The 14,990-nt window shown below is 69.3% G+C and carries 12 protein-coding genes; 4 read left to right on the forward strand and 8 right to left on the reverse strand.

What is annotated here, in order from left to right; all coding sequences use genetic code 11:
- The first annotated feature begins 101 nt into the window (after positions 1 to 101).
- On the forward strand, positions 102 to 3,464 hold the full coding sequence (locus QF035_RS23160; protein ID WP_307531356.1) for a S8 family serine peptidase: 3,363 nt from the start codon (positions 102 to 104) through the stop codon (positions 3,462 to 3,464).
- Positions 3,465 to 3,524: 60 nt separating this feature from the next.
- On the opposite strand, the gene QF035_RS23165 is transcribed toward QF035_RS23160, so the two are convergent.
- The gene (locus QF035_RS23165; protein WP_307522434.1) at positions 3,525 to 4,724 is read right to left on the reverse strand and encodes an acyltransferase family protein; all 1,200 of its coding nucleotides are present in this window, start codon (positions 4,722 to 4,724) and stop codon (positions 3,525 to 3,527) included.
- A 305-nt stretch (positions 4,725 to 5,029) separates the two neighbouring features.
- Between QF035_RS23165 and QF035_RS23170 the strand changes: the two genes are divergently transcribed.
- Entirely contained in the window at positions 5,030 to 8,782 is a 3,753-nt protein-coding gene (locus QF035_RS23170; protein ID WP_307522435.1) for an nSTAND1 domain-containing NTPase, read from the forward strand.
- 61 nt (positions 8,783 to 8,843) lie between these two features.
- Here the strand turns inward: QF035_RS23170 and QF035_RS23175 are convergent, their stop codons facing one another.
- The 6 genes from QF035_RS23175 to QF035_RS23200 form a co-directional block, all read right to left on the reverse strand.
- Complete coding sequence (locus tag QF035_RS23175) at positions 8,844 to 9,236, reverse strand: DUF6247 family protein (RefSeq protein ID WP_307522437.1); 393 nt, start codon at positions 9,234 to 9,236, stop codon at positions 8,844 to 8,846.
- A 102-nt stretch (positions 9,237 to 9,338) separates the two neighbouring features.
- Positions 9,339 to 9,989 carry a helix-turn-helix domain-containing protein gene (locus tag QF035_RS23180; RefSeq protein WP_307522439.1) on the reverse strand — a complete coding sequence of 217 codons (651 nt, stop codon included), beginning with the start codon at positions 9,987 to 9,989 and terminating at the stop codon, positions 9,339 to 9,341.
- 32 nt (positions 9,990 to 10,021) lie between these two features.
- Positions 10,022 to 11,473 (reverse strand): IS607 family element RNA-guided endonuclease TnpB, encoded by a 1,452-nt coding sequence (gene tnpB, locus QF035_RS23185; protein WP_307522440.1) that lies wholly within the window; start codon positions 11,471 to 11,473, stop codon positions 10,022 to 10,024.
- Entirely contained in the window at positions 11,470 to 12,054 is a 585-nt protein-coding gene (locus QF035_RS23190) for an IS607 family transposase (protein ID WP_307522442.1), read from the reverse strand. Before QF035_RS23190 ends, tnpB begins: the two co-directional genes overlap by 4 nt.
- Before the next feature lie 58 nt (positions 12,055 to 12,112).
- Positions 12,113 to 12,286 carry a hypothetical protein gene (locus tag QF035_RS23195; RefSeq protein ID WP_307522444.1) on the reverse strand — a complete coding sequence of 58 codons (174 nt, stop codon included), beginning with the start codon at positions 12,284 to 12,286 and terminating at the stop codon, positions 12,113 to 12,115.
- Positions 12,287 to 12,612: 326 nt separating this feature from the next.
- Entirely contained in the window at positions 12,613 to 13,080 is a 468-nt protein-coding gene (locus QF035_RS23200; protein ID WP_373466705.1) for an ATP-binding protein, read from the reverse strand.
- 116 nt (positions 13,081 to 13,196) lie between these two features.
- On the opposite strand from QF035_RS23200, the gene QF035_RS23205 reads away from it, so the two are divergent.
- Together QF035_RS23205 and QF035_RS23210 are read left to right on the forward strand one after the other, a co-directional pair.
- On the forward strand, positions 13,197 to 14,006 hold the full coding sequence (locus tag QF035_RS23205) for a helix-turn-helix domain-containing protein (RefSeq protein WP_307522445.1): 810 nt from the start codon (positions 13,197 to 13,199) through the stop codon (positions 14,004 to 14,006).
- Positions 14,003 to 14,224 (forward strand): DUF397 domain-containing protein, encoded by a 222-nt coding sequence (locus tag QF035_RS23210; RefSeq protein WP_307522447.1) that lies wholly within the window; start codon positions 14,003 to 14,005, stop codon positions 14,222 to 14,224. The genes QF035_RS23205 and QF035_RS23210 overlap by 4 nt, the downstream gene beginning before the upstream one ends.
- On the opposite strand, the gene QF035_RS23215 is transcribed toward QF035_RS23210, so the two are convergent.
- Positions 14,216 to 14,806: a hypothetical protein gene (locus tag QF035_RS23215; RefSeq protein ID WP_307531360.1), complete on the reverse strand. Its 591-nt coding sequence runs from the start codon at positions 14,804 to 14,806 to the stop codon at positions 14,216 to 14,218. The genes QF035_RS23210 and QF035_RS23215 overlap by 9 nt on opposite strands.
- Positions 14,807 to 14,990 lie beyond the last annotated feature (184 nt).

Here is a 14,990-nt window from a genome sequence, read left to right on the forward strand (position 1 = left end):
GCCTGACCACTCACGTCCCTGAAGAGGTACCAACTTCCGTCCTTGCGAGCTGAGTTCGCGGGGAACTGCTGTCATCTCCAGGGGGAGACGTGAACAGACAGATGAAGAGGGCGTACGCCACCACGGTCGCCGCAGCGGCCGCGGTGGCGCTGACGGCGGGCATGACCGGCCCGGCGTCGGCGGGCGGATCGACGGCAGCCGGAGAGGCCGGAAGGGCCACGACGGTCGGGGCGAGCTCGGCCACAAAGGGACCGGCAGCGCATCGCGTCACGCTCATCACCGGTGACCGTGTCGCCGTCGACGCGAAGGGCCGGGTCCTCGGCGTCGAGCGCGCCGAGGGCCGTGAACACATCGCGATCCGTACGCTCACGGAGGCCGGCCACACGCTGGTCGTGCCGGCCGACGCGCAGCGTCTGATCGCCTCGGGGAAGCTCGACCGGCGGCTCTTCGACATCACCGAGCTGGGCGGGAAGGCGGTGCGCGCCTCCCACGGGCGGGCCCTGAAAGTGATCGTCGGCTATCAGGGCGCGGCCAGGGCCGCGAAGGCCGACGTACGCGCGGCGGACAACACCGAGGTCCGCCGGACACTGAAGTCGCTGAACGCCGAGGCCGTCACCACCCGGGACCCGGCCGGCCTGTGGGCGGCGGTCACCGACGCGCCGGGCGGCAACACAAGGGCCGCGTCCGGCATCGCCCACATCTGGCTGGACGGCGTCCGCAAAGCGAGCCTCGACAAGTCCGTCCCGCAGATCGGCGCGGACAAGGCCTGGGCGTCCGGGTACGACGGCAAGGGCGTCCGGATCGCCGTCCTCGACACGGGCGTCGACACGACCCACCCGGACCTCAAGGACCAGGTGGTAGCCGCCAGGAACTTCACCCCGTCCCCCGACACGACCGACAAGTACGGCCACGGCACGCACGTCGCGTCCATCGCCGCCGGTACGGGCGCCAGGTCGGCCGGGGCCTTCAAGGGCGTCGCGCCCGGTGCCGAGCTGCTGAACGGCAAGGTGCTCGACGACGAGGGTTCCGGTGACGACTCCGGCATCCTCGCAGGCATCGAGTGGGCCGCCGAACAGGGCGCCGACGTCGTGAACCTCAGCCTGGGCGGCGGCGACGCCCCGGGCCTCGACCCCCTGGAAACGGCGGTCGACAAGTTCTCCGCCGGCAAGGGCATCCTCTTCGCCGTGTCGGCGGGCAACGACGGCGAGTTCGGTGAGCAGACCATCGGCTCCCCCGGCAGTGCGGAGGCCGCGCTCACCGTGGGCGCGGTGGACGGCGACGACAAGCTCGCCGAGTTCTCCAGCCGGGGCCCGCGCGTCGGTGACGGCGGCATCAAGCCGGATGTCACCGCGCCCGGCGTCGACATCACGGCCGCGGCGGCGCCCGGCAGCGTCATCGAGCAGGAGGTCGGCCAGAATCCGGAGGGCTACCTGACGATCTCCGGTACGTCGATGGCGGCCCCGCATGTGGCGGGCGCCGCCGCGATCCTGAAGCAACGGCACCCGGACTGGACGTACGCCGAGCTAAAAGGCGCACTGACCGCCTCGACAACCGGCGGCACCAACTACCAGCCGTACCAACAGGGTTCGGGCCGCATTGCCGTCGACCGGGCCCTCGCACAGACGGTGGTCGCCGAGCCGGTGTCCGTGAACTTCGGCGAGCAGCAGTGGCCGCACACCGACGACACCCCGGCCGCGAAGGAGATCACGTACCGGAATCTAGGTACGACGGACGTCACGCTGAGCCTCTCCGCGACGGCGACCGACCCGAAGGGCGCCCCCGCCCCGGCCGGCTTCTTCACGCTCGGGACGAAAACGCTGACCGTCCCGGCGGGCGGCAAGGCCTCCGTGGACCTGACGACGGACACGAGGCTGGGCGGGACGCTGGACGGCACGTATTCGGCGTATGTCGTGGCGACGGGAGACGGCCAGTCCGTACGCACCGCCGCGGTGGTGAAGCGGGAGACCGAGGCGTACGACGTGACGCTGAAATTCGTGGGCCGGGACGGGCAGCCCACGCCCGACTACTGGTCGTTCCTGTCAGGGATCACCGGTGCCGGGGCGGGCAGTTACCGCGAACCGCACGACGCGTCCGGCACCGTCAAGGTCCGCCTGCCGAAGGGAACTTACCTCTTCGACACCACGATCTCCGAGGACCCGGAGGACTCCCGTGCGGGCACGGACTGGCTGGTCCAGCCGCGGCTGGACGTCACCGGCGAGATGACGGTGACGGCGGACGCGCGCGTGGCGAAGCCGGTCGACATCACCGTGCCGGACAACGCGGCCGAGCCGACGTGGGTGGCGCCGAGGTACTGGTACGCGGGTGAGGACTACAACATCGAGACCGGCGTGGACGTCGACACGTTCGACAGCCTCCGTACGGCACACCTGGGTCCGGAGGTCACCACCGGCTCGCTGAACCAGCAGTGGATCGGCGTGTGGCAGAAGGGCACCGACACCGAGTACGACGTCATGCTGGGCGGCAACACCCGGAAGCTCGCGACTGGTTACCGCAAACACCTCCGCCCCGCCGACCTCGCCACCTTGAAGGTCGGCGTGGGCGCATCGGCACCGGGCAAGCAGGGCCGCCTCTACGTGGCCGGCTACTTCCCGGAACTCGGCGGCATCTCCCCGATCACCGACGCACAGGACCTCCCCCGCACCCGCACCGTCCACCTCTCCGCGCTGGACAACACCAAGTGGGACATCGCCTTCGAGCAGAACGGCACCCCGGACGAGGAGGGCACCGCCCCCGCCGAGTCGTACTACGCCTTCGACGAGCCCCGAGCCTTCAAGGGCGGCGCCACGTACGAGACGCGCTTCAACGCGGGCGTACTGGGCCCGCGTCTGAGTGCGTCCGAGGGCATCTCCAGGGATGACGACACGATCACCGGCGAGCTTCCCCTGCACGCGGACGGCGACGGGCATGCGGGCTGGACGAGGTACGAGTCGGTCCGGACAACCCTCCACCGCAACGGCGTCAAACTCACGGAGAACTCAGACGCCCTGGACGGCAACGGCGAGGGCTTCACGGTCCCGTCCGACGCGGCCGACTATCGCCTGACGACGTCGGTCCGCAGGGCCCCGACCGTCGCCACCACGTCAACCCGCGTCGATGCAAGCTGGACGTTCCGCTCTTCGAAGACCACAACCCGCACCCAACTACCCATCTCTACAGCCCGCTTCACAGCAAAGACGGACCTGACAAGCCGGGCCCCCGCCGACAGGCAGTCGGTCGTACCGGTGACGATCCAGGGCGCGGCAGCGGGCGACAACCTCAAGTCGCTTGCGGTGTACGTCTCCTACGACAAGGGCGCCACCTGGCGGAAAGCTCCGGTGAAGAACAACCGCATCACGATCACGAACCCACCCAAGGACAAGTCCGTCTCCTTCCGCGCCAACATCACCGACAAGCAGGGCAACAAGTCGTCGGTGACCGTGTACGACGCGTACTTCGGTAAGTAGTTGCCTGATTGCGATCCTCGCCTGTGTGGCGCCGCAAGGGTGGTGCCACACAGGCGCTCGTCACGGTGGCTGCACGCGGCGTGCCCACCTGCGGCCCCAGGTCTGGCCCGGCGCTTCGATATAACGGTGGGTGAGCAGGCACAGGGGCAGCAGCACGGTGAAGAACGCCACTTCGAGTGCGAGACTGTCCTGCCGCCGTCGGCCGATGGTGCTGTCGATCACCGTCAGCAGCAGCGGATGCACCAGATAGACCGAGTAGCTGATCGTTCCCAAGCCGGTCAGCATCCGCGGTATGCGCCGGTGGCGCGACAACAGTCCGGCGCCGAAGGTGAGTACAGCCAGCACGAATGCGACGATCCAGCCGCGCCGTGTGAAGTGGTCGTCGTCGCCGTACCAGTACGCGCTCCCCACGCCACAGGCGACAACCATGACGGCGGTGCCGGCCGCCCAGCGCCAGGTGCACTGACTGTTCTCAGCACGGTGGACGGCGGTGCCGAGGAACATCACGGCGAGGATCACCAGCCCCTCCCACAGCGGGACCGTGCCATTGAGCGGGACCAGGACGAGCGCCAGTACCCCGCCCAGCACTCCGCCGAACACGCGAAGCGCGGGTGACCCGGAGCTCGCACAGCAGATCGCGACCACCAGGGCGCCCGAGGCGAGTCCGATCAGCGGGCCCGTGCCGACCAGGTCGGACAGGGCGGAGGCAGGCAGCGTGACCCCTGCCGCCACGCTCACGGCGGCCAGCACGGCCAGGGTGACGGCGACGCCCGCCGACCGCTGGTGCAGGCGGACCGTGAAGAGCGCGACGACCAGCAGATAGAAGGCCATCTCGTACGAGAGCGTCCACAGGATGAGCAGGAGATTGGGTGTCCCCAGTAACTCCTGGAGCATGGTGGCGTGGGCGACAGCCACGGCGGCCACGCTCTGCTGACCGACGTCACGCAGCTCCGCAATGCCCAAGAGGTTGACGGCAAGGAGCACGGTGACGACAGCCGCCCACAGCGGGTACACGCGGAAGATCCGTCCGATCCAGAACGTCCGGACGCAGCCCCGGCGCTCCAGCGACGCGGGAATGATGTAGCCGCTCACCAGGAAGAACACCATGATGCCGTACCGGCTGGTGTTGAACTGCGGCATCAACTCCCGCCGGAAGTCCGCCATGAACGTGTACGACGAGTGGTCGAAGACCACGACGAGTGAGGCGATGCCGCGCAACGCGTCCAGCCAGCCCAACCGCGACGGACCTGCCGTCGCCATGGCATCCAGTAATCGCGATGCAACGGATGGCGAACGCGCCGGTGAGGCGGGGACGCGGGGTGGGGATTCCATGCGTGGGCAGCGTCCTCTTCGGTGAGATGTTCGTTGCGTTGTCGTGAGGCAGATGCCGGCGCGGGAAGGCAGGCCGCGCTGTTCACATCACCGAGTTCAGCGGCTGGAGCATTGTTCGGCAGCACCGTTCCGGCGGCCGAACAATGGCGGGGTGCGCGAACCCTTCTGGTGTCATGGAGATGCATGGGTTGGCTGCCCGCTCTGATGCAGGGGCGGCTGGAGGGGGTGAAGGTGTGGCGGGGCGTCGTGAGGTGCCGGTGGATCCGGCGGCGGGTCCGGCGCAGCGGTTCGCGTTCGAGCTACGCAAGCTGAGGGCGGAGGCGGCCGGAATCACCTACCGGTCGCTGGCCCGGCGGGCGGGCTACTCGGTGACCACGCTCTCCCAGGCGGCGGCGGGCGAGCGGTTGCCGACGCTGCCGGTGACCCTGGCCTACGTGGGGGCATGCGGTGGAGACCTGGCGGAATGGGAGGCCCGGTGGAAGGAGGCGGTGGAGGAGTCCGCCGGTGACGGCTCCCGGGACGATGACGGATCGCTCACGCCGTACCGTGGCCTGGCACGATTCGAGACCGGGGACAGCAGACTGTTCTTCGGCCGGGAACAGCTCACCGCCGACCTGGTCGACCTGCTGCGCCGCCGGCGGTTCGCCGCGGTCTTCGGTCCCTCCGGCAGCGGCAAGTCCTCCCTGCTGCGGGCCGGCCTGATACCCGCCCTACGGCAGGCTCAGGAGCCGGACCTGCGTCCGGCCGCGATCCGGATCCTCACCCCGGGCGAACGCCCCGCCCGCAGCCACGCATCCCTCCTCACACCCGCAGCTCCCCGCGACGGCAGCAGCGTCGCGGACACGTTCGTGATCGTCGACCAGTTCGAAGAGGTCTTCACCCTCTGCCACGACGCGGCCGAGCGCGCTCGCTTCATCGATCTCTTGCTGACAGCCCGGAAGCCCGAGAGCCGCCTGCGGGTGCTGCTGGCCGTACGAGGCGACTTCTACGGCCGCTGCGCCGAGCACCGTGACCTGGCCGAGGCACTGCGCGATGCCAACATCCTGGCCGGAGGGATGAGTCCAACCGAACTGCGTGACGCTGTCGTCAAGCCGGCCACGGCCGCCGGACTGACCGTGGAACGAGCCCTGACCACTCGGCTGGTCAAGGAGGTCGCCGACGCGCCGGGCGGGCTGCCGCTGCTGTCCCACGCGTTGCTGGAGACCTGGCGCCGCCGCCGAGGCAAGACACTGACCATGGCCGGGTACGAGGCGGCCGGATGCCTGGACGGCGCGATCGCCAAGACCGCCGAGCAGGTCTACGGCCGGTTCACCGAAGACCAGGCGGCTACCGCCCGCCGGGTGTTGCTGCGCCTGGTCGCCCCTGGGGACGGCGCCCCTGACACCCGCCGTCCCGTCGAGCGTGCGGAACTGCCTGGCACCGGCCGGGACGACACCGCCCAGGTGGTGGAGGCACTCGCCGGGTCGCGGTTGCTCACCCTGGACGGCGGCACGGTCGAGATAGCCCACGAGGCCCTGATCACGGCCTGGCCCCGGCTGCGCGAGTGGATCGAGGAGAACCGCGAACGCCTGCGTGTGCACCGGAACCTGACCGAAGCGGCCCACGCCTGGCAGGAACTGGGCCGCGAAGAGGGCGCTTTGTGCCGGGGAAGCCGGCTCGCCGCCGCTCAGGAACACTTCGGCGGCGCATCGCACGAAGACCTGAACGACCTTGAGCACGCCTTCCTCGACGCCAGTCGCGACCACGAGCAGAAGGGCCGTCGCCGTTACCGGCTGGTGCTCACCGCGGTCACCGCCGCCCTGTGCCTCGCCCTCGTCGCCGCCGGCCTGGCCGTGGGGCAGTGGCAGAGCGCGGTCACCGCCCAACACCTCGCCCAGTCCCGGCAACTGGCCGCCCAGTCCAGTGCACTGCTGGACTCCGAACCCGACCTCGCCTCACTGCTCGCTGTCCATGCCTACCGGACCAGCCCGACCCGCGAAGCGACCGCCGCCCTGTATGCCGCCGCGGCTCTACCGCTGCGCGAGCGCCTCACCGGCGGCACCGAACCCGTGGATTCCATCGCCCTCAGCCCGGACGGACACACCGTCGCCGCCAACAGCCGCGACGGCAAGGTGCGGATCTGGAGTCTGCCCGGAGGCCGGCTCCGACACACGATCGCCGGCTACGACAGCGGCGAAGTCGCGGCGTTCAGCCCCGACGGACGCATCCTCGCTGTCGCCGACAGCGGGCTGGTAGGCCTGTTGGATCCGGTCACCGGCAAGAAACTCAGAGCCATCACCGTCCCCGACGGTTCGGTACGCGGGATGGCCTTCAGCCCTGACGGTCGTACCCTGGCCATCTCCTCCCCGGCGGCTGTACGGGTGTGGGATGCGGCCACCGGCCGCCTACGGCACAGTTTCACCAGCGACCCAGAGGCGGTCGCATTCGGCCCGGACGGACGAACGGTCGCCGCGGCAGGCCGCAACGGACGGGTGCAGCTGTGGGACCTCGCCACCGGCCGCGCCCGGACCGCCCACAACAGCCGAAGCAAGGGCGCTTCGGTGGCTTTCAGCCCGGACGGCCGGACATACGCGATGGCCCGCACCGACGGTCTGGTGCAACTGCGGGAGGTAGCCACGGGCACCGTCCGGCGCACCATCAGCGACGGTCCCCTCGGGCTCAACGAGATGGTCTTCGCCCCGGACGGGCGGACCCTCGCCATCCTGGGCCAGGCGGACACGGTGCAGCTGTGGGACACCGCCTCCGGCACAGCGATCGCCACCGTGGCTGTCGGTCACCACGGACGGGGGGCCATGAAAGTGGCCCTCAGCGCGAACGGCCGCACCCTGGTGACCAGCAGCAACTCGGACCCCACCATCCGCGTCCACCGACTGTATGCCGAGCGCCCGCAGACCACCCTGCCAGGCCCTGACAGCACATACGTTGCAGACATGACGTTCGGTCCGGACGGACGGACGATGGCCACGATTCACCAAGAACCGCCCGGCCGTGGGTCTGTACGGCTTTGGGACGTCAGGACCGGCGATCGCGAAGCCACACCGGCGCTCGACACCGACGTGACACTCCGGAGAAAGCAGTCGCCCACGGTTTCCCGCCTCGCGGCCGTGGGCTTCAGCCCGACCGGACACACCCTGGCGGCCCTGACCATCAAGAACAGGGTGATCAAGGTCCGGGTCGCTGCCACGGGCCGCCTTCGCCAGATCCGTGCTGTGAGCGGCATCGAGGTCCGGGACGTTGCGACGGGCCGCCTTCGCCAAAGCCTTGCCCTACGCGCCGTCAACGAAGCGGTCTTCAGCCCAGACGGGACCCGGCTCGCCTTCGTCGGCGAGAGGGAAACAGTGCAGATCTGGCACCTTTCAACCGGCGCACTGCACACCGCCAGCACCGGCCACGGCGGATCCGTCAGGGCGGTGGAGTTCACTCCGGACGGCCGCACACTTGCCGTCGTGAACATCGAGACCGGCGGCGACCAGGTCACGCTGCTCGACGCCGCAACCGGCCGCACACAGCGCACCATCAAGCCGAGCCGCCCAAGCACACTGTCTCTCGCGTTCAGCCCGGACGGGCACACCCTGGCCACCGCAAGCAGTAGCGGGGTCGTGAGCACATGGGACAGGCGCACCGGCCGGCTCCAGGACAGCTTCAGCGCCAGCGGTGAGGTGGCGTCGCTGGCCTTCAGCCCCGATGGACGCACCCTGGCCGCAGGCACCGTACGAGGAGTCCAGCTGTGGGACCTCGCCACCAGCCAGACCCGAATCACCCTGCCGACCCGCTCGCTCACAGCTGTCGCGTTCAGCCCGGACGGACAAACCCTGGCCATCGGCACGGGCAGCTCCGTCGGCCTGTGGAACGTCAACCTGCCCGACCCGGCCCGCGCAATCCGAAACATCTGCGAGGCCGTCGACGCCTCGCTCACCCCTCTGGAGCAGTCCCGCTACCTCCAGGATCGGTCCACTGAAACCGGCTGCCAGCCAGCCGCGCCATAGAACCTCACGACATCACCACGCAATTCGGCACCAGAGCCAGGAACCGCCCCTGGTGGATGCGCTAGCCAGTACCGGGACGGTCGAGACTCAACCGTGTCACTGCAGTCCGTGAAGCGACATCGGCTTCGGCCGCCGCCCGGATCGCACGAATCTCGGCGATGGCCTCGGCCGGCTCCTGGTCCCCCGCGTCCACAATCCGCTCCAGCTCGTGGAGGCGGGCGGCCCGCTGTGGGTGCCGTTCGATCGCGACGAATACGGCCCACGAGTGCACGAAAGCCCGCAACGGGGCAAGGCTCTGGGTCTGCTGTGCGTTCGTCGTGGCCTCGAAGAGGTGTTGGGTGAGCGCCGGGACCCGACTGGGTGCGATCCGGGCGACCGCCGACCGCAGCGCGTCAGGGGTGAGCTCGGGCATGGGGATCAGAGATCCGTACGGGCCGTCGCTCTGAGCACTCACGGGGACCTCCGGTGCGGGCGGGGCGCTCCTCGTACGGTACCGGCGGAGGCGGCGGAGGGCTGCCGGAACGGCGCTGGTCACGTGACTCATTTCTGTCGCGTCCTAAGCCGCTGCTGCCGCTCGGGCCTGGTGGGCCGTGCTGCAACCCCGGCACCGGCCCGGTGCGGAGGCCCGGAAGGCTCGGTCGCAGTCGTCGCAGTTCTGGAGAGGGGCCGGGCGGGATGGCTCTGGTCGGGCGGCGGGGAGAGGCGGGGGAAGGAGGGCGGTGAGGCGGTGGGCCAGGAAGCCCGCCGAGTGGCGTACGCCGTCCTGGGGCATCCCTGACGCGAGCGTTCGCCGTACGTCGTCCGGGGTGACGCCTCGTTCCAGCCAGGTGACCACCGCGGGGGCGAGGCGGCGTACGTCCTGCTCGCCGAGGTGGAGTCGGGGGTCGTGGGTGCGGAGGCCCGCGAGAACGTCGCGGGCGGTGCGATGGGCGGGGATGGTCTGGGGCTCTGGCAGCGGGGGTGATGTCGCCGCCACCGGGGGCGAGGGCGGAGCCGGGGGCGGGGTCTGCTTCGGTTCGCCGTGCGGCTTCGGCGGGCGCGGGGCCGTGCGTGTCCTCGGCTTGTTGTACGAGATCGTGCGCGTCACGATGCGGCCCGAGGGAAGGCGTTCCTTGATGCGGGCCAGGTATCCGTGGGTCTCCAACTCCCGCAGGGCCGAGGCGATCCTCGTCTCTCCGTCGCTTCGAGCGTAGTCAGCTCTCAGCATTCCGGGCATTTCGGCCCGGAAGGTCCGTCACATCACCAAAGCGTGAGGGCTTCGGTTTGAGTACGGTCTCTCGTTTCCTGCTGCCGTTGGTGCGGCAGGGTTGCGCCACCTGCCCGCCTCTGCCCGGCCTTGCAGCTGGGCAGGGTGGTGCGGGTCTTCTGGTCGACTCCACGAGGCTTCGACACCTTGCCGGTGTCCAGGTCTCCGCCCACTGCGGTACCTGTTGCTGCGGCTGCCGCGAGGGCGGCGAGGTTGAGTGCGGCGTTGGCGTCCCGTTCGATGACCAGGCCGCATGCGTCGCATTCGAAGGTCCGGATATGCAGCGGCAGCTTGGCTTTCACTACGCCGCACCCGGAACAGGTCTTGGAGGAGGGGAACCAGCGGTTCGCGGCCACGGTGCGGCAGCCGTTGCGCTTCGCCTTGTAGCCGAGCTGGCGGCGGATCTCCCCGAACCCGGCGTCGGCGATGTGCCGGGCCAGGCGCCGGTTCTTTACCATGCCGGTGACGTTGAGGTCTTCGACGACGACGGTGCCGTACTCGGCGGCCACCGCGCTGGTGAGCTTGTGGAGGGCGTCCTCACGGAGGTTCGCCACCCGGTGGTGGACCCGGTTGCGGGCGGCGTTGGCCTTCTCCCACCTGCGAGACGGCTTCTGCCCGGTCCGCTTGTCGGGGCCCCGGCGGCGCGACACCAGGCGGGAGGCACGGCGCAGCTCCACCAGGGCGGCGCTCAGGTGCCTGGGGTTGGCCACCTCACGGATCTCGCCCGAACTGTCCGCCATGACCGCGAGGGTCTTGATCCCGAGATCGATGCCCACGGCGATATCCGGGCGGGCGACCCGTACGAGGTCGCGCTTCACCTCGGTCTGGAAGGACACGAACCAGCGTCCGCGCTCGTGCCGGACGGTCGCGGACAAGATGCGGGCGGTGCCGGCCTGGACATGAGTGAGGAGCTTGACGGTGGGCTCGTGGACGCGGACCGGCCCGAGACGGGGCAGCGTGACGTGCCTGCCGCCCGCTTCGACGCGGATGGTGCCGGTGGTGAACCGGCAGGCCAGACGCGCCTTCCGCTTCGACTTGAAGCGGGGCATACCCACCGCGCGCCCCTTGCGCTTGCCGCGCTTGGACTTGGCGTAGTTGTCGAACGCGGCGGCGGCGTTGGCGAGTCCGGTGGAGTACGCCTCCTTGGAGTTCTCCTCCCACCACCCGCAGAACCTCGGGTCGGTGTGCTTGGCCTCGTTGAACGCCTTGCGCAGCGACGGCAGCGACCACGGCCGCCAGGGTGTCAGGTCCTCCTCGGCGATCCCGTACGACTCCTCGGCCCTGCGCTGCCACCACGACGCCTCGACCCAGCCCACCGCCCAGTTGTAGGCGGCACGGGCGGCACCGCAGTGCGAGCGCAGCGCGGCCTCCTGGCCGGCGTTCGGGTCCAGCGCGAAGCGGTACGCCTGGACCACGAAACCGGGCTGCGCCTGGAACTTTTTCACCCGGCGTCCTCGGCGGTCGCCACGGCCACCACTCGGGCGGCACGGTTCTTCGCTGCCTGCCGCCCATACAGCCGCGCGCACATCGAGGTCAGCACCTCGGTGATGTCCCGTACCAGGTCGTCAGCGGTCTCGGTCGGGTCGAGGACGACCAGGCGCCGGCCGGTGGCGGACAGTACGGCTTCGAGGTGCTCGACGCCGAACCGGGCCAGTCGGTCGCGGTGCTCGACCACGATCACCGTGACCTGTGGGTCGGCCAGGAGGCGGTGCAGCTTGCGCCGCCGCCCATTCAATCCCGAGCCGACCTCGGTGACGACCTCCGCGACCGGCAGGCCAAGCCCGTTCGCCCCGTCCACCACCCGTGACGCCTGCCACTCAAGGTCGGCTTTCTGGTCGGCTGACGAGACACGGCAGTACGCCACCACCCGCCCCGACGCTGCAAAGACGGCCGGAGCGGGCTCGGCGACCAGCCACGTACCGGACGGCGCCTGGACGACGGGAACGGGCATCTTCCCGTCCTTCACCCACCGCCATGCGGTCTGGTAACTCACGCCCTGCTGGCGCGCCCACTCCGAAAGCTTCACACGATCAAGATGCACGGCTATAGGTGACTACGAATGAATAGAAAATCCGTGGCAATTGTCACCCCTCCGGGAACTTCCCCGCCAGCGCCTTGATGCCGACGAGCGTGCCGCTGCGGAGCGAGTGGATGTGGACCGCCAGACCGATGGCCGTCAGGGACAGCTCGGAGTGCTGGGCGAGATGGTTTCCGACCACGGTGAACCGCTCGTCGTGGTGCTCGTCGACGTGACCCACTCCTTGGTGGGAACGGCCGGTCCGGGTGCGCGTGTGCGCGCTAAAGTGCTGATCAGTCATCGGGAAGGTGCTGTCTTCCTAGGTGGTGAGGCCCTCGTTCGGGATGCCAGTCCCGGCGGGGGCCGTTTCACATCTGCGGTTGTCTGTCCGCGCTGACGCTGCCCGACCAATCCGCCTTTCCGCCAGCCGAATTGTCCGCGATCACCCGACCGAGTGATCAGGCGCCAGAGGCGCGGGAATGCTAGGGGTGCGGTTGATGACGGGCTGGGGTGGGTGGGTTGGGTTCTTTTCCCGGTTCTTTCTCTTTGGCGTCGGGCCCCACCGGGTCACGCCCGTCCACGATCCGGCGTCACCTCCGCCCACACCGTCTTGCAGCCCGGCCCCGGGCCGTCCACCACGCCCCACCCGTCCGCGTACGCCTCCACTAGCAACAGGCCGCGCCCCGACTCCTCACCGTCACCGACCGGGTCCTTGATACGCGGGTGCCGGTCGCCCCGGGCGTCGGTCACCTCCATGCGCAGCACGCCGACCTCGTCGAGCCGGAGCGTCAGCCTGAAGTCCCGGCCGGGGACACGTCCGTGGAACACCGCGTTCGCGGCGAGTTCGGCCACCACGTGCAGCGCGGACTCGGACTCAGCGCCCCACTCCGCCAGTTGGCGCTCCGTGAGCAGACGGGCGAGGCGTGCGCCGCGACGGGTCGCGGACAGCAGGATCGTGAAGTGCAGGGCGGCGGCGACCGGTTGAGCGGGGGCATGGATTCCATTGTTCACGTCACTCAGCGTGGCCGCGTACATCTACCCTGAACAGCGGCGAAGCCGGTACGCAACGTGACTGTCCGGGTGCGGTACGGATGCGGTGCGCGGTTGTCCGGTCCGTAGTTGTCCCGTCCGTACGCGCGAGAGGTGGGCTTGTGGAGGACGAGGAGGCGACGGCCGTGCTCAAGGCCGTCGGGCGTCAGATCAAGGCGTGGCGGGAAGCCGCCGGGATGCGGCAGTCGGAGTTCGGCGCCGCGATCGGGTACGGCGAGGAGATGGTCTCTTCGGTGGAGCGGGGGCGGCGGGTGCCCCAGCCGGAGTTCCTCGACAAGGCGGACGAGGTTCTCGACGCGGACGGGAAGCTCTCGGCGATGAAGAAGGACGTGGCCGAGGCCAGGTATCCCAAGAAGGTGCGGGATCTGGCGAACCTGGAGGCCGAGGCGGTCGAACTGGGAGCGTACGCCAACCACAACATGCACGGTCTGCTGCAGACGGAGACCTATGCGCGGTCGCTGTTCGCGATGAGGCGGCCGGCGTACACCGAGGACGAGATCGACCGCCAGGTCGCAGCACGCATGGCCCGACAGTCCGTCTTCGAACGCGTACCCGCGCCACTGCTCACCTTTGTCCAGGAAGAGGTCACGCTACGGCGGCCCATCGGAGGCAGAATGGTGCTGCGGCAACAGCTCGAACGCCTGTTGGAGGTCGGCAGGTTGAGGCACGTGGAGATCCAGGTCATGCCAACGGATCGTGAGGATCATGCGGGCATGGGCGGCCCGCTCCAACTGCTGAAACTTCAGGACGGCAAGGCGCTCGGCCACTCGGAAGGTCAGCTGCACAGTCGCCTGATCACCGATCCGAAAGAGGTTCAGATCGTCGAGATGCGCTATGGCATGATCCGGGCGCAGGCTCTCACGCCGCGGGAGTCACTGACCCTGGTCGAGAAAGTTCTGGGAGAGACATGACCCCCACCGCCGCCTCCGCCGAAGCCGACTCCTCACTGGAGTGGTTCAAGAGCAGCTACAGCAGCAACGACGGCCCCGAGTGTGTCGAGGTCGCGATAGCCCAAGCCACCGCCGCCACCATCCACGTCCGCGACTCCAAGGACAAGCAGCGCTCACGGCTCACGTTCACGGGCGCCGCGTGGAGCGAGTTCGTCAGCCACGCCCGCCGCTCAGCGTGACTGGAGGGCGTCCAGGGCCACCGCCTGGGCGATGGCCAGGCGGCGGTCGAGGTCGGGGTTCGCCATGTCGAGTACGTAGCGGTCGCGGAGGCCGAACTTCTTGTCGACCGACATCGCCCGCTTGTCGCCCTCGGTGAAGTCGAAGTGATACGGCCATGCGAACGGTATGAAATCGACGAGCGGCAGGAACTCCCAGACCCGGCGCAGTATGGCCACAACCCTGTTGCGCTCGCGGCCTGTTAGCTGCGTCGTGCCCGGTTGCTCCAGGCTCCACGTCGAGCGCAGCAGCGAGGCGGCGAACTCCTTGCGGAACGTGCCGATGGGGTTGCCCGTCTCGTCGCGTACGTCGTAGACGGCGCTGACGTCGAGGAGCTGGCGGGCCTTGAAGGTGAACAGGACACTCTTCTTGGACTCGTCGGAGTAGACGGTCATCTCTTCCTTGATCGCGGTCCGTTTCTGCTGGGCGAAGGCGACGACCTCGCCCTCGGAGCCGTCCGGACGCGCCACGGTCACCACGTACCGGTTGGCCATGAAGGTCATCTTCTGCCGGACGTTGAACCGCTCGTGCGCCTGCAGTTGCATGTCGTCCACGTGACGTCTCCCGTTTTTTCGTCGCCTGCGCTGTGTCCTGCTGAGCCATCGTCGCCGCGACGGCCTGCCCGGATCAGTCCTCGGAAGTCGCGGCCCGCAGCGACCTTCGGAGACGGCAGATACGGCCGATACGGCACCGGCGGCCCCCGAACAGCGCCCGCCCTGGCCGTAGTCG

It is taken from the genome of Streptomyces umbrinus, assembly GCF_030817415.1.
GTDB lineage: Bacteria > Actinomycetota > Actinomycetes > Streptomycetales > Streptomycetaceae > Streptomyces > Streptomyces umbrinus_A.